26 protein-coding genes and 1 tRNA gene are annotated in these 26,953 nt (G+C 54.2%); 6 read left to right on the top strand and 21 right to left on the bottom strand.

Annotation, left to right across the window (positions count from 1 at the left end):
• Positions 1-387: 387 nt before the first annotated feature.
• From dppF to dppA, 5 genes are all read right to left on the bottom strand, one after another.
• Entirely contained in the window at positions 388-1,377 is a 990-nt protein-coding gene (gene dppF / locus U869_RS0108880) for a dipeptide ABC transporter ATP-binding subunit DppF (RefSeq protein ID WP_025119039.1), read from the bottom strand.
• Positions 1,374-2,354 carry a dipeptide ABC transporter ATP-binding protein gene (gene dppD, locus U869_RS0108875; protein WP_025119040.1) on the bottom strand — a complete coding sequence of 327 codons (981 nt, stop codon included), beginning with the start codon at positions 2,352-2,354 and terminating at the stop codon, positions 1,374-1,376. The genes dppF and dppD overlap by 4 nt, the downstream gene beginning before the upstream one ends.
• A 14-nt stretch (positions 2,355-2,368) precedes the next feature.
• Positions 2,369-3,271, bottom strand: a complete 903-nt coding sequence (gene dppC / locus U869_RS0108870) for a dipeptide ABC transporter permease DppC (RefSeq protein ID WP_025119041.1) — start codon at positions 3,269-3,271, stop codon at positions 2,369-2,371.
• Between the two features lie 11 nt (positions 3,272-3,282).
• Complete coding sequence (dppB, locus tag U869_RS0108865) at positions 3,283-4,302, bottom strand: dipeptide ABC transporter permease DppB (protein ID WP_029987210.1); 1,020 nt, start codon at positions 4,300-4,302, stop codon at positions 3,283-3,285.
• 166 nt (positions 4,303-4,468) lie between these two features.
• On the bottom strand, positions 4,469-6,076 hold the full coding sequence (gene dppA, locus U869_RS0108860) for a dipeptide ABC transporter periplasmic-binding protein DppA (protein ID WP_025119043.1): 1,608 nt from the start codon (positions 6,074-6,076) through the stop codon (positions 4,469-4,471).
• Positions 6,077-6,739: 663 nt separating this feature from the next.
• Here dppA and U869_RS0108855 point away from each other — a divergent pair.
• The gene (locus U869_RS0108855) at positions 6,740-7,030 is read left to right on the top strand and encodes a DUF6516 family protein (protein ID WP_025119044.1); all 291 of its coding nucleotides are present in this window, start codon (positions 6,740-6,742) and stop codon (positions 7,028-7,030) included.
• Positions 7,027-7,374 (top strand): glycosyl transferase family 1, encoded by a 348-nt coding sequence (locus U869_RS0108850; protein WP_025119045.1) that lies wholly within the window; start codon positions 7,027-7,029, stop codon positions 7,372-7,374. The genes U869_RS0108855 and U869_RS0108850 overlap by 4 nt, the downstream gene beginning before the upstream one ends.
• A 324-nt stretch (positions 7,375-7,698) precedes the next feature.
• On the opposite strand, the gene U869_RS0108845 is transcribed toward U869_RS0108850, so the two are convergent.
• From U869_RS0108845 to U869_RS0108835, 3 genes are all read right to left on the bottom strand, one after another.
• Positions 7,699-7,775: transfer RNA gene (locus U869_RS0108845), tRNA-Pro, on the bottom strand.
• 124 nt (positions 7,776-7,899) lie between these two features.
• Positions 7,900-9,594 carry a kdo(2)-lipid A phosphoethanolamine 7''-transferase gene (gene eptB, locus U869_RS0108840; RefSeq protein WP_025119046.1) on the bottom strand — a complete coding sequence of 565 codons (1,695 nt, stop codon included), beginning with the start codon at positions 9,592-9,594 and terminating at the stop codon, positions 7,900-7,902.
• Between the two features lie 211 nt (positions 9,595-9,805).
• Positions 9,806-10,231, bottom strand: a complete 426-nt coding sequence (locus U869_RS0108835) for an organic hydroperoxide resistance protein (protein WP_025119047.1) — start codon at positions 10,229-10,231, stop codon at positions 9,806-9,808.
• A gap of 129 nt (positions 10,232-10,360) precedes the next feature.
• Between U869_RS0108835 and U869_RS0108830 the strand changes: the two genes are divergently transcribed.
• On the top strand, positions 10,361-10,960 hold the full coding sequence (locus U869_RS0108830; protein WP_025119048.1) for an HD domain-containing protein: 600 nt from the start codon (positions 10,361-10,363) through the stop codon (positions 10,958-10,960).
• 267 nt (positions 10,961-11,227) lie between these two features.
• Here the strand turns inward: U869_RS0108830 and U869_RS0108825 are convergent, their stop codons facing one another.
• Complete coding sequence (locus U869_RS0108825; RefSeq protein WP_025119049.1) at positions 11,228-12,628, bottom strand: glycoside hydrolase family 1 protein; 1,401 nt, start codon at positions 12,626-12,628, stop codon at positions 11,228-11,230.
• Between the two features lie 23 nt (positions 12,629-12,651).
• Positions 12,652-14,532 (bottom strand): PTS beta-glucoside transporter subunit IIABC, encoded by a 1,881-nt coding sequence (gene bglF / locus U869_RS0108820; protein ID WP_025119050.1) that lies wholly within the window; start codon positions 14,530-14,532, stop codon positions 12,652-12,654.
• A 630-nt stretch (positions 14,533-15,162) separates the two neighbouring features.
• On the opposite strand from bglF, the gene U869_RS0108815 reads away from it, so the two are divergent.
• On the top strand, positions 15,163-15,912 hold the full coding sequence (locus U869_RS0108815; RefSeq protein WP_025119051.1) for an NAD(P)-dependent oxidoreductase: 750 nt from the start codon (positions 15,163-15,165) through the stop codon (positions 15,910-15,912).
• Between the two features lie 49 nt (positions 15,913-15,961).
• Here U869_RS0108815 and U869_RS0108810 read toward each other — a convergent pair whose 3' ends face one another.
• From U869_RS0108810 to U869_RS0108795, 4 genes are all read right to left on the bottom strand, one after another.
• Positions 15,962-16,198: a DUF4282 domain-containing protein gene (locus U869_RS0108810; protein WP_025119052.1), complete on the bottom strand. Its 237-nt coding sequence runs from the start codon at positions 16,196-16,198 to the stop codon at positions 15,962-15,964.
• A gap of 155 nt (positions 16,199-16,353) precedes the next feature.
• A complete protein-coding gene (locus U869_RS0108805) occupies positions 16,354-16,977 on the bottom strand; it encodes a histidine phosphatase family protein (protein WP_025119053.1) in 624 nt (207 codons plus the stop codon).
• Between the two features lie 177 nt (positions 16,978-17,154).
• Positions 17,155-17,382: a sulfurtransferase TusA family protein gene (locus tag U869_RS0108800; protein WP_025119054.1), complete on the bottom strand. Its 228-nt coding sequence runs from the start codon at positions 17,380-17,382 to the stop codon at positions 17,155-17,157.
• A 4-nt stretch (positions 17,383-17,386) separates the two neighbouring features.
• On the bottom strand, positions 17,387-18,421 hold the full coding sequence (locus tag U869_RS0108795; protein WP_025119055.1) for a YeeE/YedE family protein: 1,035 nt from the start codon (positions 18,419-18,421) through the stop codon (positions 17,387-17,389).
• A 266-nt stretch (positions 18,422-18,687) separates the two neighbouring features.
• Between U869_RS0108795 and U869_RS0108785 the strand changes: the two genes are divergently transcribed.
• The gene (locus U869_RS0108785) at positions 18,688-19,380 is read left to right on the top strand and encodes an HAD family hydrolase (RefSeq protein ID WP_025119056.1); all 693 of its coding nucleotides are present in this window, start codon (positions 18,688-18,690) and stop codon (positions 19,378-19,380) included.
• Between the two features lie 186 nt (positions 19,381-19,566).
• Here U869_RS0108785 and U869_RS0108780 read toward each other — a convergent pair whose 3' ends face one another.
• From U869_RS0108780 to U869_RS0108750, 7 genes are all read right to left on the bottom strand, one after another.
• Positions 19,567-20,808 carry a VWA domain-containing protein gene (locus tag U869_RS0108780; RefSeq protein ID WP_025119057.1) on the bottom strand — a complete coding sequence of 414 codons (1,242 nt, stop codon included), beginning with the start codon at positions 20,806-20,808 and terminating at the stop codon, positions 19,567-19,569.
• 171 nt (positions 20,809-20,979) lie between these two features.
• Complete coding sequence (locus tag U869_RS0108775; protein WP_025119058.1) at positions 20,980-21,555, bottom strand: TerD family protein; 576 nt, start codon at positions 21,553-21,555, stop codon at positions 20,980-20,982.
• A gap of 72 nt (positions 21,556-21,627) precedes the next feature.
• Positions 21,628-22,206 (bottom strand): tellurium resistance membrane protein TerD, encoded by a 579-nt coding sequence (gene terD / locus U869_RS0108770; RefSeq protein WP_025119059.1) that lies wholly within the window; start codon positions 22,204-22,206, stop codon positions 21,628-21,630.
• 56 nt (positions 22,207-22,262) lie between these two features.
• Complete coding sequence (locus U869_RS0108765; protein WP_025119060.1) at positions 22,263-23,306, bottom strand: TerC/Alx family metal homeostasis membrane protein; 1,044 nt, start codon at positions 23,304-23,306, stop codon at positions 22,263-22,265.
• 24 nt (positions 23,307-23,330) lie between these two features.
• A complete protein-coding gene (locus tag U869_RS0108760) occupies positions 23,331-23,786 on the bottom strand; it encodes a tellurite resistance TerB family protein (RefSeq protein WP_025119061.1) in 456 nt (151 codons plus the stop codon).
• Positions 23,787-23,809: 23 nt separating this feature from the next.
• Entirely contained in the window at positions 23,810-24,976 is a 1,167-nt protein-coding gene (locus U869_RS0108755) for a TerD family protein (protein WP_025119062.1), read from the bottom strand.
• The gene (locus U869_RS0108750; protein ID WP_025119063.1) at positions 24,976-25,563 is read right to left on the bottom strand and encodes a TerD family protein; all 588 of its coding nucleotides are present in this window, start codon (positions 25,561-25,563) and stop codon (positions 24,976-24,978) included. The genes U869_RS0108755 and U869_RS0108750 overlap by 1 nt, the downstream gene beginning before the upstream one ends.
• 325 nt (positions 25,564-25,888) lie before the next feature.
• Here U869_RS0108750 and U869_RS31860 point away from each other — a divergent pair, with 325 nt between their 5' ends.
• Positions 25,889-26,953: an ATP-grasp domain-containing protein gene (locus U869_RS31860; protein ID WP_025119064.1), complete on the top strand. Its 1,065-nt coding sequence runs from the start codon at positions 25,889-25,891 to the stop codon at positions 26,951-26,953.

The following is a 26,953-nucleotide window of genomic DNA, read 5'->3' as shown; positions in this document are numbered from 1 at the left end:
CGTCCAAATGAGGAATACTGAGTAAAACGCTGAAACTATTGCCCCTCCCAAGAAGAACATGCCTATAGCGGCAGCGGAATTTGATAAAACGGAGCACTGGCCACTACAACCGCTACCACTGGCAGCAGCGACTAAAATTATGAAGCTAAAAAAACCGCTACAAAGACCAATTACACCGGCTATAACCGCTACGACCAACCATACTCTTGCATTTTTCGTCATAAATATCAGCGTCCAAGATTGAATTCCCTATCAATACCCACAGTTACCAGAGCAAATATTTGAAAAAACGCCGGTATCTCTACCGGCGTTAGATTGGCGACAATTCAATTGAGGTAGCTGGGCACAGCATATATTTTGAGCCAAGCGAGGTGTGCTAGCAGAGTCTCAAGACCCAGCCGTTTCTTCCTGGTCAACGGCAAAGCAGGCCACCATCTGATCGCCATACTGCTTAAGCTGCGGTTGCAGCTGGGTGCAGGTGCCAAAGGCACGGCGGCAGCGGGCGTTAAACGCACAGCCCGGCGGTGGGTTCATCGGACTTGGCAGTTCGCCGGTCAGCTTGATACGTTCACGGCGCATATCCGGGTTCAGGCGCGGCGTAGCGGACAGCAGAGCCTGAGTGTACGGATGGCGCGGATTGTTGAAGATGGCGTCTTTACTGCCCTTCTCCACGCAGCGGCCGAGGTACATCACCATCACTTCATCAGCAATGTGCTCGACCACCGACAGATCGTGGGAGATAAACACGTAAGACAGCCCCAGATCCTGTTGCAGATCCATCATCAGGTTCAGCACCTGTGCACGTACCGACACGTCCAGCGCAGAGACCGGCTCATCGGCAATCACCACGTCCGGGTTAAGCATCAGCCCACGCGCAATAGCGATACGCTGACGCTGCCCGCCGGAGAACATGTGCGGGTAACGGTCGTAATGCTCGGTTTTCAGGCCCACCTTCGCCATCATCTCCAGCGCTTTCTCACGCCGTTCGGCGCGGCTCAGCGAGGTATTGATCAACAATGGCTCCTCAAGGATCTGCCCAACCTTCTTACGTGGGTTTAACGATCCGTAAGGATTCTGGAACACGATCTGGATCTTCTGGCGGCGCAGCTTTTCTGCCGTAACGTCCGGCTTCAGCAAATCTTGCCCCTGGTAATACAGTTCACCACCGGTAGGAACTTCGATCATGGTCAGCAGGCGGCCCAGCGTGGACTTGCCACAGCCAGACTCACCCACCACCGCCAAGGTTTTCCCACGCTCCAAGGTAAAGGAAACCCCATCCAGCGCTTTTACCAGCCGCTCCGGGGCAAACATCCCCTTCTTGACCGGGTAGTGTTTTTTCAGGTCAATGGCCTGCAATAAAGGGTGGTTCTGGCTCATACGGTCGGCCTCCCCGCATCATCCAGCGGTGTGTGACATTTAACCTGACGGCCGGGAATGCTGCGCAGTTCCGGCTCTTCTTCGCGACAGCGTTGGGTAGCATACGGGCAACGCGGGTTCAGCAAACAACCTTCCGGCCGATCGTACTTACCCGGCACCACGCCAGGCAGCGAGGCCAAACGCGCCTTATCGGTAGCAAATTCTGGCAATGCACGCAGCAGTGCCTGGGTGTATGGGTGGCGCGGCGAACGGAAAATTTCTACCGCCTTGCCCGATTCCACCACTTGCCCGGCATACATCACGATGATGTGGTGCGCCGCTTCAGCCACCAGTGCCAGATCGTGAGTGATCAGCAGCAGCGCCATATTTTCGCGCTGTTGCAGTTCGAGCAGCAGTTCAATGATCTGTGCCTGAATGGTCACGTCGAGTGCGGTGGTCGGTTCATCCGCAATCAGCAGCTTGGGCCGACAGGCGATCGCCATGGCGATCATCACACGCTGACTCATCCCGCCGGAAAGTTGATGCGGGTAAACATCCAGCCGCGAGGCCGGATCGGGAATACCTACCTGGTTGAGCAGGTCGATAGCGCGTTGGCGACGGGTGCGGCGGTTACCGCCCTGGTGCACCTTCAGCGCCTCCATAATCTGGAAGCCCACGGTATAGCACGGGTTCAGGCTGGTCATCGGATCCTGGAAGATCATCGCCACTTCGGAGCCCACCAGTTGGCGGCGCTCTTTTTCCGAGATTTTCCGTAGGTCCTGACCGTTGAACTCCAACTTCTCGGCCATTACCTTGCCGGGGAAATCGATCAGCCCCATGATTGCCAACGAGCTGACGGATTTGCCGGAGCCGGATTCACCGACGATACCAACCACTTGGCCCTGTTCTACGCTATAGCTGATTCGGTCTACCGCGCGGAACGGCGCACCTTCGTCACCGAAGTGCACCGAAAGCTTGTCTACATTTAATAACGCCATTCTCTCTTCCTCTGTTACTGCTTGAGTTTGGGGTCGAGAGCATCACGCAAGCCGTCCCCCATCAGGTTAAAGGCCAACACCGTCAGCAGTATGGCCACCCCTGGGAAGGTCACCACCCACCAGGCACTTTGCGCGAACTGCAATACGTCGGAGAGCATGGTGCCCCACTCCGGCGTTGGCGGTTGCGCACCCATACCCAGGAAGCCGAGAGCGGCCATATCCAGAATGGCGTTCGAGAAACCGAGAGAAGCCTGCACGATCAGCGGTGCCAGGCAGTTTGGCAGGATATTGACGAACATCTGACGCGCCGCCCCAGCACCCGCCACGCGGGAAGCCGTCACGTAATCGCGGTTCACCTCCACCAACACCGCAGCACGGGTCAAACGGACATAGTGCGGCAGAGCAACAAAGGTCAGCGCCAACGAGGCGTTAACTATCGATGGACCGAATACCGCCACCAGCACCAATGCCAATAGCAGGCTTGGCAGTGCCAGCATGATATCGACCACGCGCATGATGATGGCATCCACTACGCCGCCGAAGTAACCGGCCAGCAGGCCGAATATCACGCCCATGACCAGCGAAAGTACTACCACCAGACAGCCGACCAACAGCGAAAGCCTGGCACCGTACATCAGGCGCGACAGCACATCGCGGCCCACGTCGTCGGTACCCAGCAGGAACTTCCAGCTACCGCCAGTCTCCCAGACCGGAGGCTTAAGCAAGGCATCACGGAACTGTTCGGCAGGCGCGTGTGGAGCCAGGAACCCGGCACCTACTGCGACCACCAGCATGATAACGATATAAACCAGGCCAACAACGGCCCCTTTGTTGCGCTTGAAATAGTGCCAAAACTCCTGGAACGGGGTCATTGGCTTCGGCGCACCTTTCACTACAGACTCGGTAATTTGAGACATCAGAGCGCCCCTTATTTCTTGTGGCGAATACGCGGGTTAACCACGCCGTAGAGCACGTCTACCAGCAGGTTAACCAGAATAATCATACAGGCGACCAGCAATACGCCGCCCTGAACAACCGGGTAATCACGGCGTTGCAACGCATCCATCAGCCAGCGGCCAAGGCCCGGCCAGGAGAAGATGGTTTCGGTCAGGATCGCCCCGGCCAGCATGGTGCCAACCTGGAGGCCGATCACCGTCACTACCGGCAGCAAAGCGTTACGCAATGCGTGCACCACGATCACCCGCATACGGCTCACGCCCTTGGCGCGCGCGGTACGGATATAGTCTTCACCCAGCACTTCCAGCATGGAGGAACGGGTCATACGCACGATAACCGCCAGCGGGATGGTGCCCAGCACAATGGCAGGCAGGATCATATGCATCACGGCGTCGGTGAAATCACCCGGCTCACCCCAGAACAGGGTGTCGATCAGCATAAAGCCGGTCAGCGGCAGACTGTCATCGAGGAATACCGTATCGCTTATTCGCCCCGATACGGGCGTGAGGTTGAGCTGTACCGAAACCAACATGATCAGCATCATGCCCCACCAGAAGATCGGCATCGAATAGCCGGTCAGGGAGATCCCCACGGCGGTATGGTCAAACACCGAGCCTCGTCTGACGGCCGCCAGCACCCCTACCGGGATCCCGACAATCACCGCGAACAGCATCGCACACACGCCCAGTTCCAGGGTCGCCTTGAAGCGGGGAACAAACTCTTCCCACACGGAGATACGGCTCTTGAGGGACGTACCCAAATCGCCATGCAGCACGTTGGTTACGTAAGTGAAATATTGTTGATAGAGCGGTTTATCCAGCCCCATCTCTGCCATGAGTTGTGCATGGCGCTCTGCGGAGATCCCGCGTTCCCCGGCCATGATGGTCACCGGATCGCCGGGGATCATATGGACGAATGCAAAAGTCAGCAACGTTATGCCGATAAACGTTGGGATAACTAACCCCAAACGTCGGAGTATGAACTGCAACATATCCCGAACTCTCTGTATAAAGTGCCCGGCAGCTCATCGTCCGCCAGGCTTATTAAAACTCACACGCTTCACGACATTCTTCTGGAGACGGGAATGCAGAGCCGCAACGTATTGCGACCCTGCAAATTAACTTTCCTCGTCCTTTAACTCGCCTTATTAGTCAGGCTTAGTCCAGAGAAACGTTCTCAAAGTGATGCTTACCAAGCGGATCGACCACGTAGCCCTTCACTTCTTTACGCACTGGCTCGTAAACGGTGGAGTGAGCAACAATCAGCGCCGGAGCCTGATCGTGCATTACCACCTGAGCCTGCTTGTAGAGTTCGACGCGTTTTTCGTGGTTCGCTTCGGAACGGGCCGGTTGGATCAAATCTTCAAACGGCTTGTAGCACCAACGGGAGTAGTTGGAACCGTCTTTGGCGGCTGCACAGCTGAACAGCGTGGCGAAGAAGTTGTCTGGGTCCCCATTGTCCCCGGTCCAACCCATCATCACGGTCTGATGCTCACCGTCTTTGGCACGCTTGAGGTATTCGCCCCACTCGTAAGTGACGATCTTGGCATTGACGCCAATCTTCGCCCAGTCGGACTGGATCATCTCAGCCATACGGCGTGCGTTCGGGTTGTACGGACGCTGTACCGGCATCGCCCATAGATCGATGGAGAAGCCGTCTGGCATGCCCGCTTCTTTCAGCAGTTCTTTGGCCTTGGCAGGATCGTACGCGTAGTCTTTGACTTCGTCGTTATAGCCCCACATGGTTGGTGGGATCAGGTTCTTGGCAGGCTGACCCGCCCCCTGATAAACCGCATCAACGATGGCTTGTTTGTTCACCGCCATGGTCAGTGCCTGACGCACTTTCACGTTATCCAGCGGTTTCTTCTCGGTGTTGAACGACAGGTAACCCACGTTCAGGCCAGGCTGTTCCATCAGGTTGATGGTTTTGTCCTGCTTCATGCGAGCGATGTCAGCCGGGTTCGGGTACGGCATGACCTGGCACTCGTTTTTCTGCAGCTTGGCGTAACGCACTGAAGCATCTGGCGTGATGGAGAATACCAGGCGATCGATCTTCGGCTTGGTACCCCAGAAACCGTCAAAGGCCTTGTAGAGGATTTTGGAGTCTTTCTGGTACTGCACCAGTTGGAACGGCCCGGTACCCACTGGGTTCAGGTCCACTTTCTCTGGCGTGCCGGCTTTCATCATCTTGTCGGCATATTCCGCAGACAGGATGGAAGCGAAGTCCATACCCAGGTCAGCCAGGAATGGTGATTCCGGACGGGTCAGCGTGAAGCGTACGGTATTGTCGTCCACTTTCTCAACTTTGCTGATCAGGTCGCCCATGCCCATACCCTGGAAGTATTCATAGCTGCCGCCAGAAACCTTGTGGTAAGGGTGGTTCGGATCGAGCTGACGCTGGAAGGAGTACACCACGTCGTCGGCATTGAAATCACGGGTAGGTTTAAAGTCTTTGGTGTCTTGCCACTTCACGCCTTTGCGCAGGTGGAAGGTATAGGTTTTACCGTCTTCGCTGACGTCCCACTTCTCTGCCAAGCCGGGTTCCAGTTCGGTGGTACCCAATTTGAACTCAACCAAGCGGTTATAGATTGGCACTGAGCTGGCATCATAGGTGGTGCCTGAGGTGAACAACTGCGGGTTAAACCCTTCAGGAGAACCTTCAGAACAGTAAACCAGCGTCTTTGCCTGTACGCTGGCCGCAACGGTCAGCGCAATCAGGCCGATACCGAATTTCAGAATCCCTGATTTACCCAAGGAACTTGTCATCGCTAGTGCTCCGTATGTGATGTGGTGTGTGTGTATTACCGCCAGAGCCTATATTTTTTGTTACGCGGCCTGTGCGGTCGGTGCCCGAAGGCAGGAGAAATAAAGCGCGAGAATGCCGGATGGAACGCATCATGGCAGGGCGTTTGAGCGTGTGAAATTCACTCATACACCTCTCGCTCTTATCCCTGAGGGTACCAAATTGCCAACTGTTTGGGGTGCCGTCAATATAACCAGTGGGGATTTACCTAGACTGTGAGAAACAGCAAGCAAACATAAAAAAAACCTTTCAGCAACATTTACAGCATTAAAACTTGCGCTATGGCCTTCATCTCAGCTTCATGAACCAGTTACCAATCTCTAGCCAGCATGAAACTCCAATAAAAAACCAAAAAAGATTGTTGCTGAATGATGAATATCTGAACGGTTATTTTTGTGATCTAGCTAAAAGACAGGAGGAAATGCTGAGGCACTCCCCAAAAGAGGGAGCGGGATTGGGGGGTTGGCAATGCGGGATTTATCACTATTTCGCCTGGCCGCTTCCAAAAATAGGGGTATGACCCTTTCGACCTGAAAAGCTTTTGCGTTTTGCCAGACATCTTGGTGTTGTCATTATTGACAACACCAAGATGTGTTGTTAATTTGAACAACAGGAAGGAGATGGAAATGCCTTCTCAACTCGTCTTTCAGGATAGGATCACGCTGACGGATACCGAGTTTGTACAAATGGTTATTTGGTTTGTCGAACCCTCGGTCAGAGCCAGTGTTCATCACTACAAATACCGTTTCGCCTATGTCAAAGACGGTATCTGCCGCTTACGCTATGACAATGAAGCAGGCAAAGGCGATCACAAACACCTGGGTGATAAACAACAGCCAATCAAATTCACCAGCCCAAAAGCACTGATACGCAGTTTCTTTGATGAGGTTGCCCAGCTAAGAGAGGACAAAAGATGAATACTGTCACCATCCGAGTAGCTTCTCTTGAGGAAGCTCAACGCTATATGGATGCCGCGCTGGAAGGCGACGAACGACACCAGGGGAATTACATCACCTTTTTGGATTGGGATTCGTTGTGGAAGGCGCTCTCGCCCAAAAAAATGCAGATCTTGCACAGCATGACCGGAGCCGGGGAGTTGGCAATCAGGGAAGTTGCCCGTCGCGTTGGCCGGGATGTCAAAGCCGTACACACGGATCTACAGGCGTTGCTGGGTTGCGGCATTATCGATAAAGGCGCGGCCGGGGTGATCTTCCCCTACGACCAAATCCACTTCGATTTTTTCATTGGCAAAGCGGCCTAACCCCTCACCCCAACCCTCTCCCAAAGGGCGAGGGAGCCAGTTCAGCGTCGTTGGCAGCTAATGTGGCGCTACGTAGGGGGCGCTGCATGTGAACTGACCCCAAACTCCAGACGTAAGAAAGCCCGCTTAAAAAGCGGGCTTTCTTGAAAGTGGTCGGCGAGAGAGGATTCACTCGTATCGTCCATGATACTCGCCCCTTCGGGGTATCGCTGGCGCGATATGCAAATCTGCTCCCGGCAGATTTGTCGACCTCCGCGGAGGTTCTCATCCTCATAAACTCCAGACGTAAAAAAACCTGCTTAAAAAAGCAGGTTTTCTTGAAAGTGGTCGGCGAGAGAGGATTCGAACCTCCGACCCACTGGTCCCAAACCAGTTGCGCTACCAAGCTGCGCTACTCGCCGATGCGGGCGCATATTACTGCCGGGCCGTATACGCGTCAATCTCTTTTTCACCACGGCATATCAAGTGGTGTGAAAAGCGCCAGAAAGGCCAGTATCTGACCGGATACGGCCTTTCTGGTCCGGCTTACAGCTCTTTCTCAGTCGCTTTGCTCTGCGGAATATGACACCAGTTATTGCTCTCAACAATACCGCCGTCTGGCGAGGTGTACCCCAGGCAGCCGAGGATAGAGTCAAACAGCTCAACGTGACGATGGGGTTGGCCAACACGCTGCTGGGCCTGCAACTGCTCAAACGCGCTCTGATGCTGCGGGTTTTCAAGGAATTTATCAGAAGCCCAGACGATCATCGGCACACGGAACTGCTCCGGCGGAGCCATTTCACGCGGCGTACCGTGCAGATGCGAGTTCTCACCAATGGATTCACCATGGTCAGCCGCATAAAACACGATGGCTTTCTTATCGCGCACCTGATCGATCACGCTGTCGATAAAGGTATCGGTATACAGCACCGAGTTGTCATAGGCGTTAATCAAGCGTTCCTTGGAGCAGAACTCATCAACACCCATACATTCAGGTTGATAGCGGGCAAAGCTGCGCGGGTAGCGCTGCGAATAGAGGTAATGCGAGCCCTTGGTATGCAGGATCACCAGATGTTTGCCGTCTGGATAACGAGCCAGCGACTCTTTCATCTCATCCACCAACAGCATGTCGTCCACCGACTTGCCGTCGTTACGCTTCTCAGAGGCGATCATTTCACGGAACGAATAGTTATCCACATCGGTGTTGTTGTAGAACCACACCTCGCTCTGCATTGCGAACAGCTCGGAGGTGAAGTCCAACTCTTTGAGCACCGCAAAGATATTCTGCTCTTTCAACGTACGTTGTGGATTATCCGAGGTGCCATGCTCACGCACAAACATGCAGCGTAACGAAAGCTTGGTGGAGGTATCGCAAGACTGCCCGCGGAATGCCACCAGATTTTTCTCCTGTGACAGCTTAGGCGTGGTATCGCGCTCATAGCCCAGGATACCCATATGGTCCCAGCGAGTGGTTTCACCGATGATAAACACCACGTAGGTATCATCAATCCCCTCGGGGGCAACATAGGTGAAGTGCTTGCTCGGATCGTACATGTTCGCTGCATCCGAACTTTCATCGTAGCGGGTATAGGCAAACAGCCCCAACGCCGAAATCCAGTTGGAAGGCAGATAAGAGTGCGCAACCACGCCACCATAGCTTGGCAGATCGATATTGGTGATCTTTTCCTGTGCGCTTTGCTTTTTATCCAGAGTACGCAGCGGCACCCACACCAGCGCTACCACCGCCAACATGATCAGCAGCGGCTTCATTCGCTGCCCCGGCGTTTTCATCTGTTCGATCAGGGTGTCGCGCAGGTTGTTGCTCCAGATACACAGCAACGGCAAGGCGCTGACCACGATCATCCACAGCACGAAGTTAAGACCGATCACTTCTTTGGAGAGATCGATATCGGTGGTCATCACCGATACGATAATCCCATAGCCAATCACCACGTTGAAGAACGTCATGTAGTAGCTGGCGGCGACGGAGATCAGCACCAGTAAAGAAGCAACGATACGGTAGAACAGCCGGCCCCCCAGGGATACCAGCCGCATGATAAAGAAGGTGAACAAGACAATAGCGATGATTTCCGTCACCGCCGAGACAACCTTGATCCCCTGAATGCCGTGCGCAAAAGAATCAAAGCGACGATAGAAAACGGAAAGGTTTAAAAAGATGCCGATATAGATCGCTAACAATAACGATAAATTCTGCTGTGATAGCGATTTAACTTTGTTCATGTAACGCAGTGGCCCCGGGCTTCAAGTTCTGACACCTTGAGACAGTCGATATGCCCTCAGGTTCAGCCGATGGGCAATAAGCACTAATCTGAGTTACAGAATCAAGAAAAATCTCACCAAACAGGCATTTTTTGCCACTTTAATGCGGAAAACGGCGGGAAGGGTCGGGGGAACGTTGTCCCCCTGTTTCACGGGTGTTGGGCAGGAAACATTACTTAATGTTAAGGGTGACATCGATATTGCCGCGCGTAGCATTGGAATACGGGCAAACCACATGGGCTTTCTTCACCAGATCTTCCGCAACGCTGCGTTCAACGCCTGGCAGGCTGATATCCAACTGCACCTCAATGCCAAAACCGTTGGGGATTTCACCAATACCCACGGTGCCCTCGATGGAGGCTTCGGCAGGAATTTTCACCTTTTCCTTAGCGGCGACAAACTTCAGTGCCCCCAGGAAACAGGCCGAATAGCCCGCAGCAAACAGCTGTTCCGGGTTGGTGACTTCGCCCCCGGCTCCGCCCATCTCTTTCGGCACGCCTAGTTTCACGTCCAATACGCCATCGGATGAGATTGCACGGCCATCTCGGCCACCGGTTGCCTTGGCATGGGCGCGATAAACCACTTTCTCAATAGACATTGTTGGTTCCTTTTCGGGTGAGTGACCCGATCCAGTGTAGACCATTCTGCACAAAACCCTGGCTGCACGGCTGACGTTAAGCACGGTATGCTAGATTGATCTATCGGATGCCGAAGGGAAAGCAAAAAGATGACTGACACACTGGCCGAACGCGCCCGCCGCTATGCCACCAAGGCACATGGGGCAATCGACCAACGCCGTAAATACACTAACGACCCGTATATCGTGCATCCACAGGCAGTGATGGAGATTGTCAGCAGCGTGCCACACAGCGAAGAGATGCTGGCCGCCGCCTGGTTGCATGACACAGTTGAAGATACCCCCTCGACGCTGGCCGATATCGAAAGCCATTTTGGCGCGCAGGTTGCTGGTTTGGTGGCGATGTTGACCAACGTCAGCGTCGGCAGCGCGGATAATCGCTATCAACGCAAGAACCGCGATCGTCGGCACAGTGCCAGCGCTTCCCCACAGGCCAAAACCATCAAGCTGGCAGATTTGATCGACAACACCCGCTCCCTGCTGCGATACGATAGCCACTTCGCCAAAACCTATCTGGTGGAAAAGCAGCGCCTGCTGGAAGTGCTGACCGAAGGTGACCCAGAGCTGTGGCGGCAGGCCAGCTACATCATCGAACAAGGTTTACAAACGCTGCTACTACCACCACATAACGTCCCGGCCCGCTGGTTTGAACATGCCCGGCAGCGCTACCAGGAAAACGACGTGATATAACAAATCCCCTCACCCCAGCCCTCTCCCAAAGGGCGAGGGAGCTGTCCGGCGTCGTTGATAGGTAATGTGGTACTCCGTAGGGGCGCTGCATGCTGCGTCCAATTCCCAACCAACTCGATCAGTACCCTCTCCCAAAGGGCGAGGGTACTGTCCGGCGTCGTTGATAGGTAATGTGGTACTGCGTAGGGGCGCTGCATGCTGCGCCCAATTTCCAGCCAACTCGATCGGTCCCCTCTCCCTGTGGGAGAGGGTTAGGGTGAGGGGTGATTACTTGATTTTCAAGCTGCTACCGTTGCTGTGGATCACATCGCGATACCAGTAGAAACTCTTCTTGCGGCGGCGCTCCAGGCTACCGTTGCCCGCATCATCGCGATCGACATAGATAAAGCCGTAGCGTTTTGCCATTTCCGCTTTAGATGCACTGACCAGATCGATCGGCCCCCAACTGGTATACCCCATCACCTCAACTCCATCGTCAATCGCTTCCGCAACCTGCACCAGATGGTCGTTGATATAGTCGATGCGGTAATCGTCGTTGATGCTGCCATCGGCTTCGATGCGGTCCTTCGCCCCCAGCCCATTCTCGACGATAAACAGCGGCTTCTGATAGCGGTCATACAGCACGTTGAGCAGATAGCGCAGCCCTACCGGGTCGATCTGCCAGCCCCATTCCGAGCTTGCCAGATGCGGGTTGGGCACCATATTGAGGATATTGGCCCGGGCGGTCTTGTTCTGTTCTTCGTCGGTGGTGACGCAGCCGCTCATGTAGTAGCTGAACGAGATAAAGTCGACGGTTTCACGCAGTGCCTGCTTATCTTCCTCGGTGATGGTCACCTGAATGTCGTTCTCACGGAAGAAACGCTTCATGTAGGCCGGGTAAGCCCCACGCACCTGCACGTCGCCAAAGAACATCCAGTCGCGGTTCTGGCGCTGGGTTTCCAACAGATCTTCCGGCTTACAGCTCAGCGGATACAGAATACCACCCAGCAACATATTGCCGATCTTACCGCCCGGCACGATCTCATGGCAGGCTTTGGCCGCCTTGGCGCTAGCCACCAGCTGATGGTGGATCGCCTGGTAAATCTCACTCTTGCTGCTGTCTTCCGGTAGGCCCACGCCGGTGAACGGGGCATGCAGCGACATGTTGATTTCATTAAAGGTCAGCCAGTGTTTGACCTTGTGCTTATAGCGTTCGAACACCGTGCGGGCATAGCGCTCGAAGAATTCAATGACCTGGCGATTGCCCCAGCCACCATATTTTTGCGTCAGTGCATACGGCATTTCGTAATGCGACAGGGTGATCAGCGGCTGAATGCCGTATTTCGCCATCTCATCGAACAACCGGTCGTAAAATGCCAGCCCGGCTTCATTAGGTACTTCTTCGTCCCCTTGCGGGAAGATACGCGTCCAAGCGATGGAAGTACGTAGGCATTTGAAGCCCATCTCGGCAAACAGCGCGATATCTTCAGGATAACGGTGGTAGAAATCGATCGCCACATCCTTGATACCGCTGTCGCCAGCAACACGCGGCGTCAGCCCGCCAAAGATCCCTTGGGGTTGCAGATCTGAGGTCGAAAGGCCTTTGCCATCCTCCAGATACGCTCCTTCCACCTGATTTGCCGCAACCGCGCCGCCCCATAGAAAATGCTGTGGAAATTTGCAACTCATCGCTTTCTCCTCAATAAATCTGATTAACGTAATAATGTCAGCAGCGGCGCCTGTTCCTGCACCGGGCTCTGGCCACTGGTGAGTACATCGACATAATCGTCGCTGTTGCTGATGATGATCGGTGTGGTGGTATCAAAACCGGCGGCACGGATCGCCTCCTGGTCAAACTCGATCAGCAGATCGCCCTGCTTGATGCGGTCGCCCTCTTTGATATGCGCAGTAAAATGCAGGCCGTTAAGTTTGACCGTGTCGATGCCCACGTGGATTAGCACCTCGGCGCCCTCATCCGATTCAATGCCGATGGCGTGCTTGGTTTTGAACAGCGATGCCACATAGCCATCGACCGGGGCAACCACACGGCCCTGATGCGGCACAATCGCCACACCTTTACCCAGCAGGCCGCTGGCGAAGGTGGCATCCTGCACCTGCTCAAGCGGAATGATGTCGCCAGCAATCGGGCTGGTCACCTGCTGCTTGCGGTTGAGCGGAGCTGATGTGGCCTGCGGGGCGGGTTCAGCCTCAGCCGGTTGTTCCGCTGGCGGCACGATGCCGAACAGATAGCTGGCAACGGCTGCAAAGACAAACGACACCAAAGTACCGGCAATGGCCCCCAATACCGTCGCATCAAAGCCGCCCGCCGGGATGATTTGGGCAAAGGTGAAGATACTGACCAAACCAAACGAGTAGGTAGCCGTGTGGAAGTAGCCAATCACCGCGCCACCCAGCGCCCCACCGATGCAGCCGAAAATAAAGGGCCGTTTATTAGGCAGTGTGACCCCATACACCGCAGGCTCGGTAATACCGAAGATACCGGCCGTAACGGCAGACCCGGCCATCACTCGCAGCTTGGCATCACGGGTACGCAACATCACCCCCAACGTGGCGCCCACTTGCCCCATGACCGCAGGCAACAGCAGCGGCGACAGAGTATCGCGCCCAAACACGCTCATATTGTTGAGCATCAGTGGTATCAGCCCCCAATGCAGGCCGAAGATCACACAGACCTGCCAGGCAGCGCCCATAAAGGCACCGGCAACGATCGGGTTAAAGGCATAGATAGCCTGATAGCCGTTGGCCAGCATCAGGCTCAGCCAGGTTGCCGCAGGGCCAATCAGCAGGAAGGTAAGCGGTACGGTGATCACCAGGCACATCAGCGGCGTCACAAAGTTTCGCAGGGCGCTGTGCAGTACACGGTTAAATAGCGGCTCCAGGCGGCAGGATACCCAGGCGGCAAAAATGATCGGGATGACCGACGAGCTGTAGTTGATAAAGGTGATGGGGATACCAAGGAAATATTCCGGCTGAGCGCCCACAACCTGGGCCGCCTCAAAAGCTCCCATCATCAACGGGTGCGTCAGCGCTCCACCGATAGCCATAGTGACAAAAACATTACCGCCAAATTTTTTGCCCGCGGTGTAACCCAGCATGATCGGCAGGAAATAGAACAGCGCGTCGCTGGACGCAAACAGCAACTTGTAGGTGCCGCTGCTATCCAACAGCCAACCGCAGGCCAGGCTCAACGCCAGGAAGCCCTTGAGGATCCCCGACGCCGCCATCACACCGAGCAGCGGGGTAAATATGCCGGAAACCACGTCAATAAAGCGGCTGAGCAGGTTTTCCTTTTTCTCCTCTGATGCACTGGCGGAGGCTTTCTCACCCGACCCAAGCTGGGCATCCAAGGCGTTATAGACATCCCCGACGTGGTTGCCCACCACCACCTGAAACTGGCCGCCGCTTTCCACCACCATGATGACGCCCGGATTCTTCTTCAGCGCCTCCGCATCCGCCTTACTGTGCTCTTGCAGTTTAAAACGCAGACGGGTGGCGCAATGCACCAAGCTTTTCACATTGTCGCGGCCACCGACGCCGGCCAAGATCTCACTGGCTAATTCCTGATATTTCATCGCTATATCCTTAACGCTCAACTTTGCTGCTCCCAGGCCAACGACGATGGCCAATCGTCGTGAAGGAATTCAGCGCAAAAAAAAACCTAAACCTCGCTGCCTCTGCTCCCAACGTGGGGAAACAGAAACTCGAGGTTTAGGTTTTGCCTGCCAAAGCAGTGACAACCCTAAATCGGTTGAGCTATGACGGTAACATTCTGTTTTTCGGTGCGGCAAGGCTTTCCGCCACAAAGTTGCCGAAGTGTGATCCGGCATACATTATTTCCCCCGGCGGGTTCTCGCTGTGGAGAAAGCAGAACCAGACAAAAAATATTAGAATATCTAACTTATTTTTGAAGTGTAAGTTACCGTAAATGACCGTTTTGGCAAACGATGCACACCGCACTAAATCAATAAAAATACATAAAAAACATCACATTAAAATTTTTGAGTCTTCGTTTTGTTTTCTCAGCCTCTAACGCTTTAAGGTGAGGGCATGCTTAAAAATCCTGACTTAAGTCGCCAAAAATACAGGAAACATCCTAATAGAGATGTTTAACACATCAGAAATACTAACTAAATAGTGGACAAAAAAAGCTCAGGGTATTATTACTAGTCTCCAGAAAATTTGTTTTAGGGAAAGCAGCCGCCATGGCATTACGTACAGAACTTGGTCGCGTGTTGATTACCGGTGCCGGTGGCAGAGTGGCGACGGCATTCAGGCACTTCGCAGGCCACCGTTACGACTTTCGCCTGGCGGAAAGAGAAATCGGCTTGCTTACCCATTTACGGCCCAACGATGAGGTGTTGGCGTTTGATATCACCGATATCCAGGCTTGCCGTGCGGCCTGTGCCAACATCGATACTGTCCTGCATTTAGCCGCCGATCCGTCTGCAGAAGCCGATTTCTGCTCTTCACTGATGAACAACAATATCCTGGGCACATTCAACATCTTCCGGGCAGCGAAGGACGCTGGCTGCCGACGTGTGGTATTTGCCAGCAGCGCGCAAGCGGTGGAAGGCTATCCGTTGGATTATCAGGTGCGCCCGGACGATGCGCCGAAGCCAAAGAACATGTATGGGGCCAGCAAGGCGTTTGGCGAAGGTATCGCCGCCTATTTTGCCCATCAGGAGGGGCTTTCGGCACTGTCGGTGCGGATTGCCAACTTCACGACCCTGGAAGTGGGCCAGCAGATCAGCGCACGGGATATGAGCGCCTTCCTGAGCCACCGGGATGCCGCCGATCTGCTCGATCGTTGCATCCGGGTTGCCGATGTGCAGCATGCGGTGGTGCATGGCATCTCTAACAACCGCTATAAGCGATTATCGTTAGAAGAAACCACGCGCCTGCTTGACTACTACCCCGAGGACGATGCGTTCACCCTGCTCGGCTTTAGTTAACATTGGCGGGAAGGTGGCGCTAATGATGCCATCTCCAGCCTACGCAACATCACGGTTTTTCAGCAATCTTGCGCAGATACTCGTTGTTTTTAAAGGCGATGATCACCATTTCAAAACAGACACGGGTAAGTACACCGCCAAAGATCATGCCCAGCAGGCCGCGGAAAAACTCGCCATAGAACATTGAACCAATCCCACCGACCAAGATACCCAATAGGCAGAGCCAATAAACGCCGGTAATTATTTTCGGCGTCAGCATCGCGTCAAAAAAGAAAATGTTTTTCACTGTGTATCCTTTCTTCGTCAAGGTTAACCCTCCCACAGAGGGCAATGCGCCACTCAAATACCAGGCGGCAAGCAGATAGTAAGCATATCGGCCAATTATTACAAAGAGTAAGCAGTTATGTTTATATGTTGTTTGAGTTTGACGCCGGATCCACTTTAAATCGGCGCCAGCTGCAACGCTCGCAAATGCGTGGCCACTCCCCAGCTTTGCAATTGCAGTTGCCCATTCCCCACTTCAATGATTGAGTAACAACAGTTGGGGTGACCATATTGACTGGTATCATCGATCCAATTCCCGCCTTTCAAGCGCCAAATCAGCGCCTGAAGAGCATGCCCGTGAGTGACCACACCAAAAGTGCCGCGCGCAGAAGAGGGAAAACTCAAGAAAAAGGCCAACAAGCGCTGCGCAACGTCAAAAGCTGACTCCCCGTTAGGGGCCGAAGCCGATGGCTCCCCGGCAAAGATGCGGGAAATAATATCGTGATGGTTGCGCATTGCCTGATGGTAGGGTTGCCCCTGAAAGCAGCCAAAATGCTGTTCATGCAGCCGTACATCGCTCCTGACCGCACATTGGCTATGCGTTGCCAGCGCCTGCGCGGTGGTCATGGCACGTCCAGAAGGCGAGCTGAAAACCTGATTGAACGGTGTTTCCTTCAATGCCACCATCAACGCCGCTATCTGCCTGTAGCCCTGTTGAGTAACCGGGCTATCCAACTGCCCCTGGATAATCCCTTCCCGATTCCATTGTGATTCAGCATGTCTGATAACAATAAAACGCATCACGTTCCTCTCCATCCATGACGAGGCATTAACTATAGCCTATGGCTACACATTAGCGTGGCGAACAATACGAGATAACGCCGCATTTATGCCAGGAAAGCGAATACAATTCTTTCTGATTCAGGTCGTTGATGACACAGTGACAGTGTTGTTGAATTTCTAGGGGCACCGCATGCCTCACCCCTTCTGAATACTAATCTGCCAGCGAGCATCGCCAGTCTGCTGGAAATCCGTCACGCTGTGCCCTGCTTCTACAGCCCAGCGCGGCAGGTTTTCCGTCGCTTGTGCGCAGTCATACTCAATCACCAGCAGATCGCCAGCCCCCAGTTGCTCAATATGCTTTTTAGCTTCAATCAGCGGGAACGGGCAAAGTTTACCGGTAGTATCCAGAGTTATCGTTTTCATATTTTTAGCCCTCTTTTACTTTACAAGATTGATTTGGAAGAATAATGGTGAAATAGCTGACCAGCCAACTACCCAGTAGAATGCACGGAATAAACAGCCAGCCTTGCCAGGAGAACCATGCGGTGTTGACGACGGTATTGCCCAGCATACAGCCCCCGGCAAGTCCGCTGCCGATGCCCATCAACCCGCCACCACAAAGGCTTTTGACCATGGTCGGAATGCCGGGTGAGCGCAGCCGCAGTTCCTGACTTCCCCAGGCAGCCACCAGCGCACCGGCGAAAATCCCCATCAGCAGATAGCCAGCCCAACCGAAGAAGCCGGTCTTGCCTTCGGTAATTAACGAGAATAACTGTGCGCTGGGGCCACTGATCCCCAAACCGCCGACCCTGCCCGACTCGAGGCTGGAAGGCCATGCCAGCAAAGCAATCACGCTGATCAGCACCGTGCTGAAGAAAGGATGCCAGCGTGCTTCGAACAACCAATGGGCAATGCCTTGCTTACGCGGTTTAGGTTGCGGGATGGGGAAGGATTTACGTTGCAGATGACGCCAGACCAGCACACCCGTCAGCACGGTTAACACGACCACCGCAGGCCAGGGAGACATGCCGAACGTCTGCATCAGTGAAGCATCCGCTAAGGTCGGGGCGTTGATAGGAGCGAACAACTGCTTGCCGCCTAGCTGGCGGATATACCAACTGGCGACCACAAAACCGACCACGGCAATCATGCTGCCGGCCAGCCCCTCGGCAGCGCGGTAGTAAGCGCCGGTGGAACAGGAGCCTGCCAGCCCCATGCCGAGACCGAAGGTGACTCCACCGACCAACGTTGCCAGCCAACGGAAATCCCCACCGGGAAGTTTGGCCCAGCCGAGGGCAACGAAGGCGAACAGACCGATGCTTTGCAGGGTGATGATGATGAGGATAGCGAGGGTCATGCGCCCGTCGCGAAACAGATAGAGGTCTCTCAGACCGCCGGCCATACAAAAGCGCCCGCGTTGCATGATAAATCCAAGAAGGAACCCCAGAAACAGACCTGTCATAAGGGAAAAACTCCTTTTTTATGGCTACGCCATATCCAAATTGTAAAAAGCCTGCCCTTGGTTGGGCGCGGGCATTTTACCCGCTAGAGGCAGAGAGGTCACACAAAAAGGAGGGATATTGCGGAGGGGGTCGGGTTTTAGATGTTGCAGGAAAGTGGGTTTGCGGGCCAATACCGCCAAAAATTCAACCTGCGGGGGAGTTCTGCTATCATTCCACCAGATTGGGGGGAACGCCCGGTGTTGCACAGTAGAGGTATGATTTAGAGATGGATACAGAGGCAAGTCGTACAACACAAGTTTTGTCGGTTTTTGATTTCGACGGAACGCTAACTCACCATGACAGTTTTATCCCATTTTTGCGCTTCGCTTTTGGGCGACGCGTTTTTGCCCGTCGCTTGTTGCAGCTGGCGCAGCCTGCGTTTAAGCATATGCGCAAAAAGCTCACCCGTGACGAGTTAAAAGAAACCCTGATCAAGGTTTTCCTGACGGGGGTGGATGAGCACTGGTTTCGTGAGCAGGCGGAGAAGTTTTGTTCGGCCTATTGGACCAAACTGATGCGGCCTTCTGGGCTGATTGCTGTGGCGATGGAAGTTAGTTCTGGCGCAGAAGTCACGATTTGTTCCGCGTCACCCGCCCTGGTGCTCCAGCCGTTCGCCGATCGGTTGGGCATCAAGCTGATTGGCACCCAGTTGGAAATCGTCGACGGGAAGCTCACCGGACACATCACCGGCCATAACTGCCGTTGCGGGCAGAAGGTCGAACGCCTGGAAAGTATCTATGGCCCAATGGGGAATTATCATCTCAGAGCCTGGGGCGACACCCGTGGGGATTACGAACTGTTGGCGGCTGCCCAAGATGCGCACTGGCGGCATTTCCATCCGGCCTGGTCCAAGCGCCGTTCTGCGGTGAAACGGATACGCGTGGCGGAGCCAAATGTCATAGGTAAGACCGAGCAGTAATCACCCCTCACCCCAACCCTCTCCCACTGGGCGAGGGGACCTAACGTGCCACAGTTTTACTCCCGCACCTGGCCTTAACACGGGCGCAGCATGCAGCGCCCCTACGCCACATTACCTGACAACGACGCTGAACTAGCTCCCTCTCCTTTTGGGAGAGGGTTAGGGTGAGGGGAAGGAGCATTACAGCTAAATAATCCGCTCCGCCTTGGCAGCGTCATACCAGTCTTTAAACTCTTCCAGCAGCAGATCGTACAAACGGTCTTCTTTCATCGTGGCAAAATCGTCAATCGCAAAGAAGTTTGTGTTATCCACCCGGCGATCGGTGAAGGTATCCAGATTCTCCAGCACTCCGTAGTTCGAGCCACCCAAACCGACGAACTTCCAGAAAATCGGGTAGTTCGCGGAACGTTTGATCGCCTCTTTGATCTGGCGCGTTTTGCTGATGCCGCCGTCGGTAATAAACACCACATACACCGGCATATCGCTGTGTTTAAACGTCTCGATCAGTTCTTCCATCACCGGCGGTTCATTATTGGTACCGCCCAGCTTTGGCAGGATCTCCCACATTGAGCGCTTACCGCTGCCCTGGATCGCCTTGATATAACCATCGAGATTATCCAGCGTGACATCGGGATACTTGGCGTGCTTTTCCGCAAAGCCCCAGACATCCATCGAACCGTCATCATCAAACTGCACGGCCAGCACGGCAATGCGGTCCAGCACCGCTTGGACATTGCCCTTTTTGAACTGCCCAGACATCGATCCTGAAGCATCCAGTACGAACGCGACCTTGGCCTTAACCGATTGCAGATTGAATTTCGCCAGGCTGACCGTCACGTTCTTCGCCAGGCTGACCAGATGCGGAGCCTTGTCCTGCAGTTTTTTCTCCAGGCTGACGGTAGGCGGCGGAGTCACCGGTGCGGCAGGTTGAGCCACATCAACGCCATAATTCAAGGCCAGCGGTTCCAGACCACCGTTAAATCCCTGCCCCAATGCGCGCAGTTTCCAGTTACCGGCATGGCGATAAACCTCAGCCACAATCAGCGCCTTCTCTTGGCGACCTTGCGTTTCCACGCTGTATTGCGCGACGTTCTGTGCATCCATCTTCAGGTGTTGCAACCCAGAGACCGCATCGGCACCGTCGATCACCAGCGTGATGGCAATCTTGCTGACGTCGGCGTCAATTTTGCTGAGATCTAGCGAGAGGGAGCTGCTTTGATGGGTAGTTTGCAAAACGACGCTGCGGTTGGGGGTAGCGGTTTGATTGAAGAAGATGAAATCGGCATCGCCACGGACTTTGCCCTCGGCATTCAGTAGGAATACCGCTGTGTCAGGCTCACTACGAAAACCGGGGTTGGCGGGGTAGTTCAGCGTCAGGTTGAGCTGGGTGCCATTCACCACCAGATTCTGGCCAGACTGTAAAATCATCAGGATAACCTCCTGTTAAAATAGCTATTTTCCGTAACGGGGATAGAAGCGGGTGGGGCTGGGCGAGGGAGTTTTATGCCCCCTCACCCCAACCCTCTCCCAAAGGGAGAGGGAGCTAGTGCGGTGCAGCAGTCAAGTAACGTGTTCAAACTGCTAAAGTGACTAGCTAACTTAGATATTCACACCATGCTGCGAGGCCAGCGCGGACAGGCCACCAGCAAAGCCTTGACCCACTGCCTTGAATTTCCATTCTGTGCCGTGGCGATACAGCTCGCCGAAGACCATCGCGGTTTCGGTAGAAGCATCTTCAGACAAGTCGAAACGAGCGATTTCGGTGCCGTTATCGTTGTTGTAAATGCGCATGTAGCTGTTGCTGACCATGCCAAAGTTCTGTTTACGCGCTTCGGCATCATAGATGGTCACGGCGAACACCAGCTTTTTGACTTCAGCAGGGATTTTGCTTAGCTCAATCTTGACCTGCTCATCGTCGCCGTCGCCTTCACCGGTACGGTTGTCGCCCTGATGCTCAACGGAGCCACAGGCACTTTTCTTGTTGTTGAAGAAGATAAAGCTGCTGTCGCCCAGCACCTTACCATCATCACCAACCATAAATACGGAGGCGTCCAGGTCAAAGCCCTGGCCGTCGGTGACGCGTGCATCCCAACCTAAGCCAGCCATGGCAATGTTCATGGTTGGTGCTTCTTTAGTCAGGGATACGTTGCCGCCTTTTACGAGAGAAACTGCCATTTTAAAGCTCCTGCTTTGTAGGGGATGATACGGGCAGTGGTGTACTGCCCGTAAGATTAACTAACTTGTCGATCAGGACGCGTTGATGCCGTACTGAGCACACACGGAGGCCAGGCCACCGGCATAACCCTGACCTACCGCGCGGAATTTCCACTCGGCGTTGTTACGATACAGCTCACCGAACAGCATGGCGGTTTCGGTGGATGCATCTTCAGTCAGGTCATAACGAGCGACTTCAGTCTGGTTGTCATCGTTCACCAGACGGATAAAGGCACCGGATACCTGGCCGAAGCTCTGGCGACGAGCCTGCGCATCGTGGATAGTGACCACAAACACGATCTTGTCGACGTCAGCCGGGATCAGATCCAGTTTGATTTTCAGGGACTCGTCGTCGCCGTCGCCTTCACCGGTACGGTTGTCACCGGTATGGGTAACGGAACCGTCCGAAGAGGTCAGGTTGTTATAAAAAATGAAATCAGCATCACCGCGCACTTTCCCGTTGGCGGCCAGCAGGAAGGCAGAGGCATCCAGGTCAAAGTCTTGACCATCGGTGGAGCGTGCATCCCAACCCAGACCAATCAACACATTCTTCATGGTTGGGGCTGCTTTACTCAGGGAAACATTACCGCCTTTAGATAAAGAAACACTCATTGTTCTAACCTCTCAAAAATTAAATTCATTCAAGTTGATTTCGGCTGGACAGGAGATCAGCTCTCCTTTTTCTCCTCAGCGTCGGGCTTGCCGGGGAACATGACGCTCGCGAGAATACCCACCGCAAGAACGCCCAGCACGACAAACAGGCTCGCCGTGGCTGAAATGCTGTACCCATGATGCCAGATATGGTCGGTGGCATTAAGACCCAGTTTCACCGCAATGAAGAACAGCAACACAATAACGGCTTTTTCCAGGTGCGTCAGGTACTGCTTCAGCGCTTCCAGCACAAAATACAACGTACGCAGGCCCAGGATGGCGAACATCATGGCGCTGTAAACAATCAGCGGCTCACGGCTGACCGCGATGATGGCCGGTACCGAGTCAAACGCAAACATCACGTCGGACAGCTCGACCACGGCCACACACAGCATCAGCGGAGTGGCATAGCGCCAGGCTTTGGCACCACGGCCGATGGTCACATCTTTGTTTTCCGGTTTGGCCAACTCTTCATCCACTTCTTTCTGGCTTAGCAGGAAGTCGTGACCTCTGAGCTTCGGCCAGATCGGGAAGAACCGTTTGACCATGCGATACGCCAGATGCTGCGAGTAGTCTTCGATTTCATCATTGTCATCGCCGCTTCTCAACATCATCACGGCCGTCCAGGCAACGATGAGCGCAAAGACAATCTCAACGTATGGCCCGAGGCTGAGCAAGCCGGTACCGATGGCCACGAAGATGCCGCGGAACACGATAGCCCCGATAATGCCCCAGTAGAGCACCCGGTGACGGAAGCGATCCGGCACGGCAAACCAGGAGAAGATCGCCATCATGACAAACAGGTTATCAACCGACAGCACCTTCTCTAAGGCATAACCGGTGACAAACAGGCTGGCCACTTCGGCGCCGTGGTGGATATACAGGAAACCGGCAAACGCCATCGCCACGGCGACCCAGAACACAGACCATAAGGCTGCGCTCTTCAGCGAAATAGGCTTGTCATCGCGGTGCATAAACAAGTCGATAAAAATGGCCCCGACAGCCAATACAATGAAAACAATGACTGTTTCGGTCGGGAAGCCGATGTGCGTGGATACCATAGTTAACCTTTAGTGGATATTACATTAAAGACCGAATTCGGCCGCTTCAAAGCCAAGTGCAGCCACAATTTCGCGTACTGCTTTCTGTTCATCCTGATCGAAGTCGCCGTCGCTTTTAGCTACCGCGATACCAACCCGAATGGCCAACTGGGCCGCTTCTGGCTGATCTTTCAACGCCAGGATGTACTTCATGGTTTCGCCCTTGCCGATTTCCACATCGAACTCAAAGCTGGCGATCAGTTTGTTGAAGAATTCGATGACCTCAGCGGTCTCGAACACTTTCAGTTCATCAGATGCCTTGAGGAACCCAATCATCTTCTGTTTTTCTTCAGAGCTGACGCCGTCACTGGCCACGGCGATGCGCGCGCACACGGCAACGGTGCCCTGCATGAACTTCTTGTTCTTGAAACGGCTCACCTGCTTGGTCAGCTCGTCGCGGCTGGCATTGAATGCCCCTTTAACCTTGTTGAAAAAACTCATGGTGAAATCCTCTGTGAAATTAGTTACTTTGACCCTGCTCTCCAGCTGAAACCCCAGCCGAATGCCTGATCCATATCACTATGTCCGTTAAAGAAGCGGTTAACACGCTCCACCTTGATACTGCCGTTCTCATTCACCAGACGCGCAATGGCACACATGTTGCGGTTGTTCTGGCCTTCCGTCATACGTGTTTCAATCGGCGGCTGGTCAGGAATATGCAACGTGACAACGCCATCCGTTTTATCCCAGCTGGCCACCCCTTCGTAGATGAAGGCAAACACCAACACTTCGCGGATGTTTTTCCATTCACGTCCGTTGATATGCAGCCATTCGCCGTCCGAAACTTCACCGGTGCGATCATCGCCTTGCAGCTGGACATAGGGTTCGCGGTTGTAGTCACCGAAACGCTTACCGAGCGCCTGGATCACCGTTTTTTCCCCGTTGACCATTTCGACAAACGCCCCCAGATCGAGATCGATGCCCTTGTTCGAACTGAACATGGCCCGTAACCCTGTTGGGCCGCTGCCGCGATGCCAGTTCAGGTTGATGCGGATCTCGCCAAAGTTATCCCGCTTGGTCAGGCTGATAGCCGGTTTTTCTTTGGTTAACGACACCTTGCTCAGGCTGATTTTGGCTGGCTCCGGCGTTGGGGCTGGAGCAGGCGCTGGAGCCGCCGCCGGGGCAGGTGCCGGAGCATCTGCCACATCCACACCAAAGTGCTCAGCCAGCGGTTTCAGCCCGCCGTTGAAGCCTTGCGCGATAAAACGGAACTTCCATTCGCTGTTGCGACGGTACAGCTCACCCAGGATCAAGGCGGCTTCCTGGCGGCCATTCAGCTCGACGGTACCCACCAGCAGTACTTCGTTATCCGCTTCGATCTGGATCAGCAGGCGTTGCAGGCCCGCCACGGTCTGTGCCCCTTCGCAGGTCACCGTAAAGGCCACCTTCTGCACGTCCGGATGCAGACGGCTGACGTCTACCGCGAAGTTGGCGTTATGACCTTCATTGGTCAGCGATACCGTAGCGTCATCGCTCTTGGGCTGACCATAAAAGATCATGTCCGCGTCGCCCTTCACTTTGCCATCGGCATACAGACGGAAAGCGGAGGCATCAACCGGTGCGCCAGACAGCACGCGCACCTTCAGTAATTTGCTTGGAACTGGGGCATTGGCCCCCGGAGTCATATTCATTAGCGCACCACGGTAGCTACAATGTCAGCATGCATGTCATCAATGGTTCTGCCGCTGCACGCTTTGCCATGCGCGGTAAAATCCCATTGGCCGTTGTTACGACGCAGTGAAGCAATCACGATACCGGTGTGAGCGCCCTGCTCTTGCAACTCGTAACGTGCCAGCTCCTTGTTGGCCTGATCAACCACGCGGCAAAAGGCGTTCTCGACATCGTTGAACGACTGCCCACGGAAGCTGTTAACGGTAAAGGCCAGGTATTCCACCTGCGCCGGCAGTTTTGCCAGCTCTACATTGATCACTTCATCATCGCCATCGCCTTCACCGGTCAGGTTATCGCCGCTGTGTACTACCGCGCCGCAGCTGGACTCCAGCTTGCGAAACCAGATGGTGTCGATGGTTTTGCCCGCGCTATCGAGCAATACGCAGCCAGCATCGAGATCGATGGCATCACTGCCGCCGCCGAACATCTTGCTCAGCAGACCGCCTTTCTTCTTGATCGGATCCCAACCCAGGCCGAAGTGCAGCTGGTTGATAGAAGAGGACTGCTTGCTGAGCGAAACGGTCTGGTTCTTGGTTAATGAAACCATGGTCTGAGTTCCTTCAAGTTGGTATTGAAAATAGTGATTTTTTTACACCAAAATCCATGAGTAGAAAATCATATCATGATGGTGTTCACGCACAAGCCCCATTTTGCTGACCTGCGGCTTTAATTTGGTTAACACACTATTTTTAAAGAATTTATTTTTTTCACATTTGGTAATTTTTTGGCTACAAACTGCCTTTAACGCCACTTTTTAACGTAAATTTTCACTTCTAGACTGACATCATGTTATGATTGACATTGAAAACGGTATACTGACGCCGCGGATCCTTTTAACCAGCACCTCAAGCCCTGAACGGTACACTCAAAAAATGACACTCAAAATTTGGCTCATGGAAGGCTTATCTTCCCAGCGGGATATTATTCAGGGCATGGTTTCATTGGCTGACACCAAGCAAACTGCCGTGACCGTCGTTGCCTCACACCGTAATGAACGTAACGAGATCCTCTCCCAGGCAGACGTGGCGCTGTTCGAACCGAAAGAAGACGAGCTGCGGTTGCCTTTTATCCTCTCGACGGTAAAACAGTGCGGTATCAATGCCATCCACACGGGCCGCAACACCCAGTGGTTTGAATCACACCGTCAACAGATCGAGGCTGCCGGCGTCTCGCTGACTACCGGAGCCAAAAGCCAGGCCATGTTTGAACTGGCCGATGACAAAGTGGCGTTTGCCCAGGCTATGGAGCAACAGGGGCTGCCAGTCGTCCCCTCCCTGCGTATTGAGTCGGTGGCAGAGCTGCGCGACCTGATTAGCCATTCGCCTTTTGCTGGCGCGCAACTGTGCGTGAAACCGGTGAAAGGTATTTATGGCATGGGTTTTTGGCGTTTTGATGAAAGTGTAGGCCCGATGGCCGCTTTTACCCACCCGGAAAACCGCAAAGTAAACCCGCAGCGCTACCTCAGCGCGCTGGCGGATGCCGGTGCGTTTGAGCCGCTGGTGCTGATGCCTTATCTGCCAGGCCCGGAATATTCCGTCGATATGTTGGTGGATCAAGGCACCGTCCTGGCTGCCGTGGCACGCCGCAAAGAAGGGGCGCTGCAATATCTGGAAAACCACGGCGAGGCGTTTGAACTCGCCAAAGCCTGTGCCAGCGCGATGCAGGCCGACGGCCTGGTCAACGTACAAACCCGCAATGACACCAGCGGGCGTCCGGTGCTGTTGGAAATCAACCTGCGCCCGTCAGGCGGTATCGGCTATACCCGTTTCAGCGGCGTCAACCTGCCCGGCCTGTTCGCCTTGTATAAGCTAGGCGTAATGAGCCAACAGCAAGTAATTGATGAGGCCAACGCCCTGTTTACGCCAGCGATCGTCCGTTCCATTACCGATGTCGTCAGATATCATCCCGTGCTCGACAACCTGCTGGTTAAGGACTAA

This window comes from Serratia sp. H1w (assembly GCF_000633355.1).
Lineage (GTDB): Bacteria > Pseudomonadota > Gammaproteobacteria > Enterobacterales > Enterobacteriaceae > Chania.
Note: the sequence above shows the minus strand (reverse complement) of the source record. Positions and strands in the feature narration are given on the sequence as shown.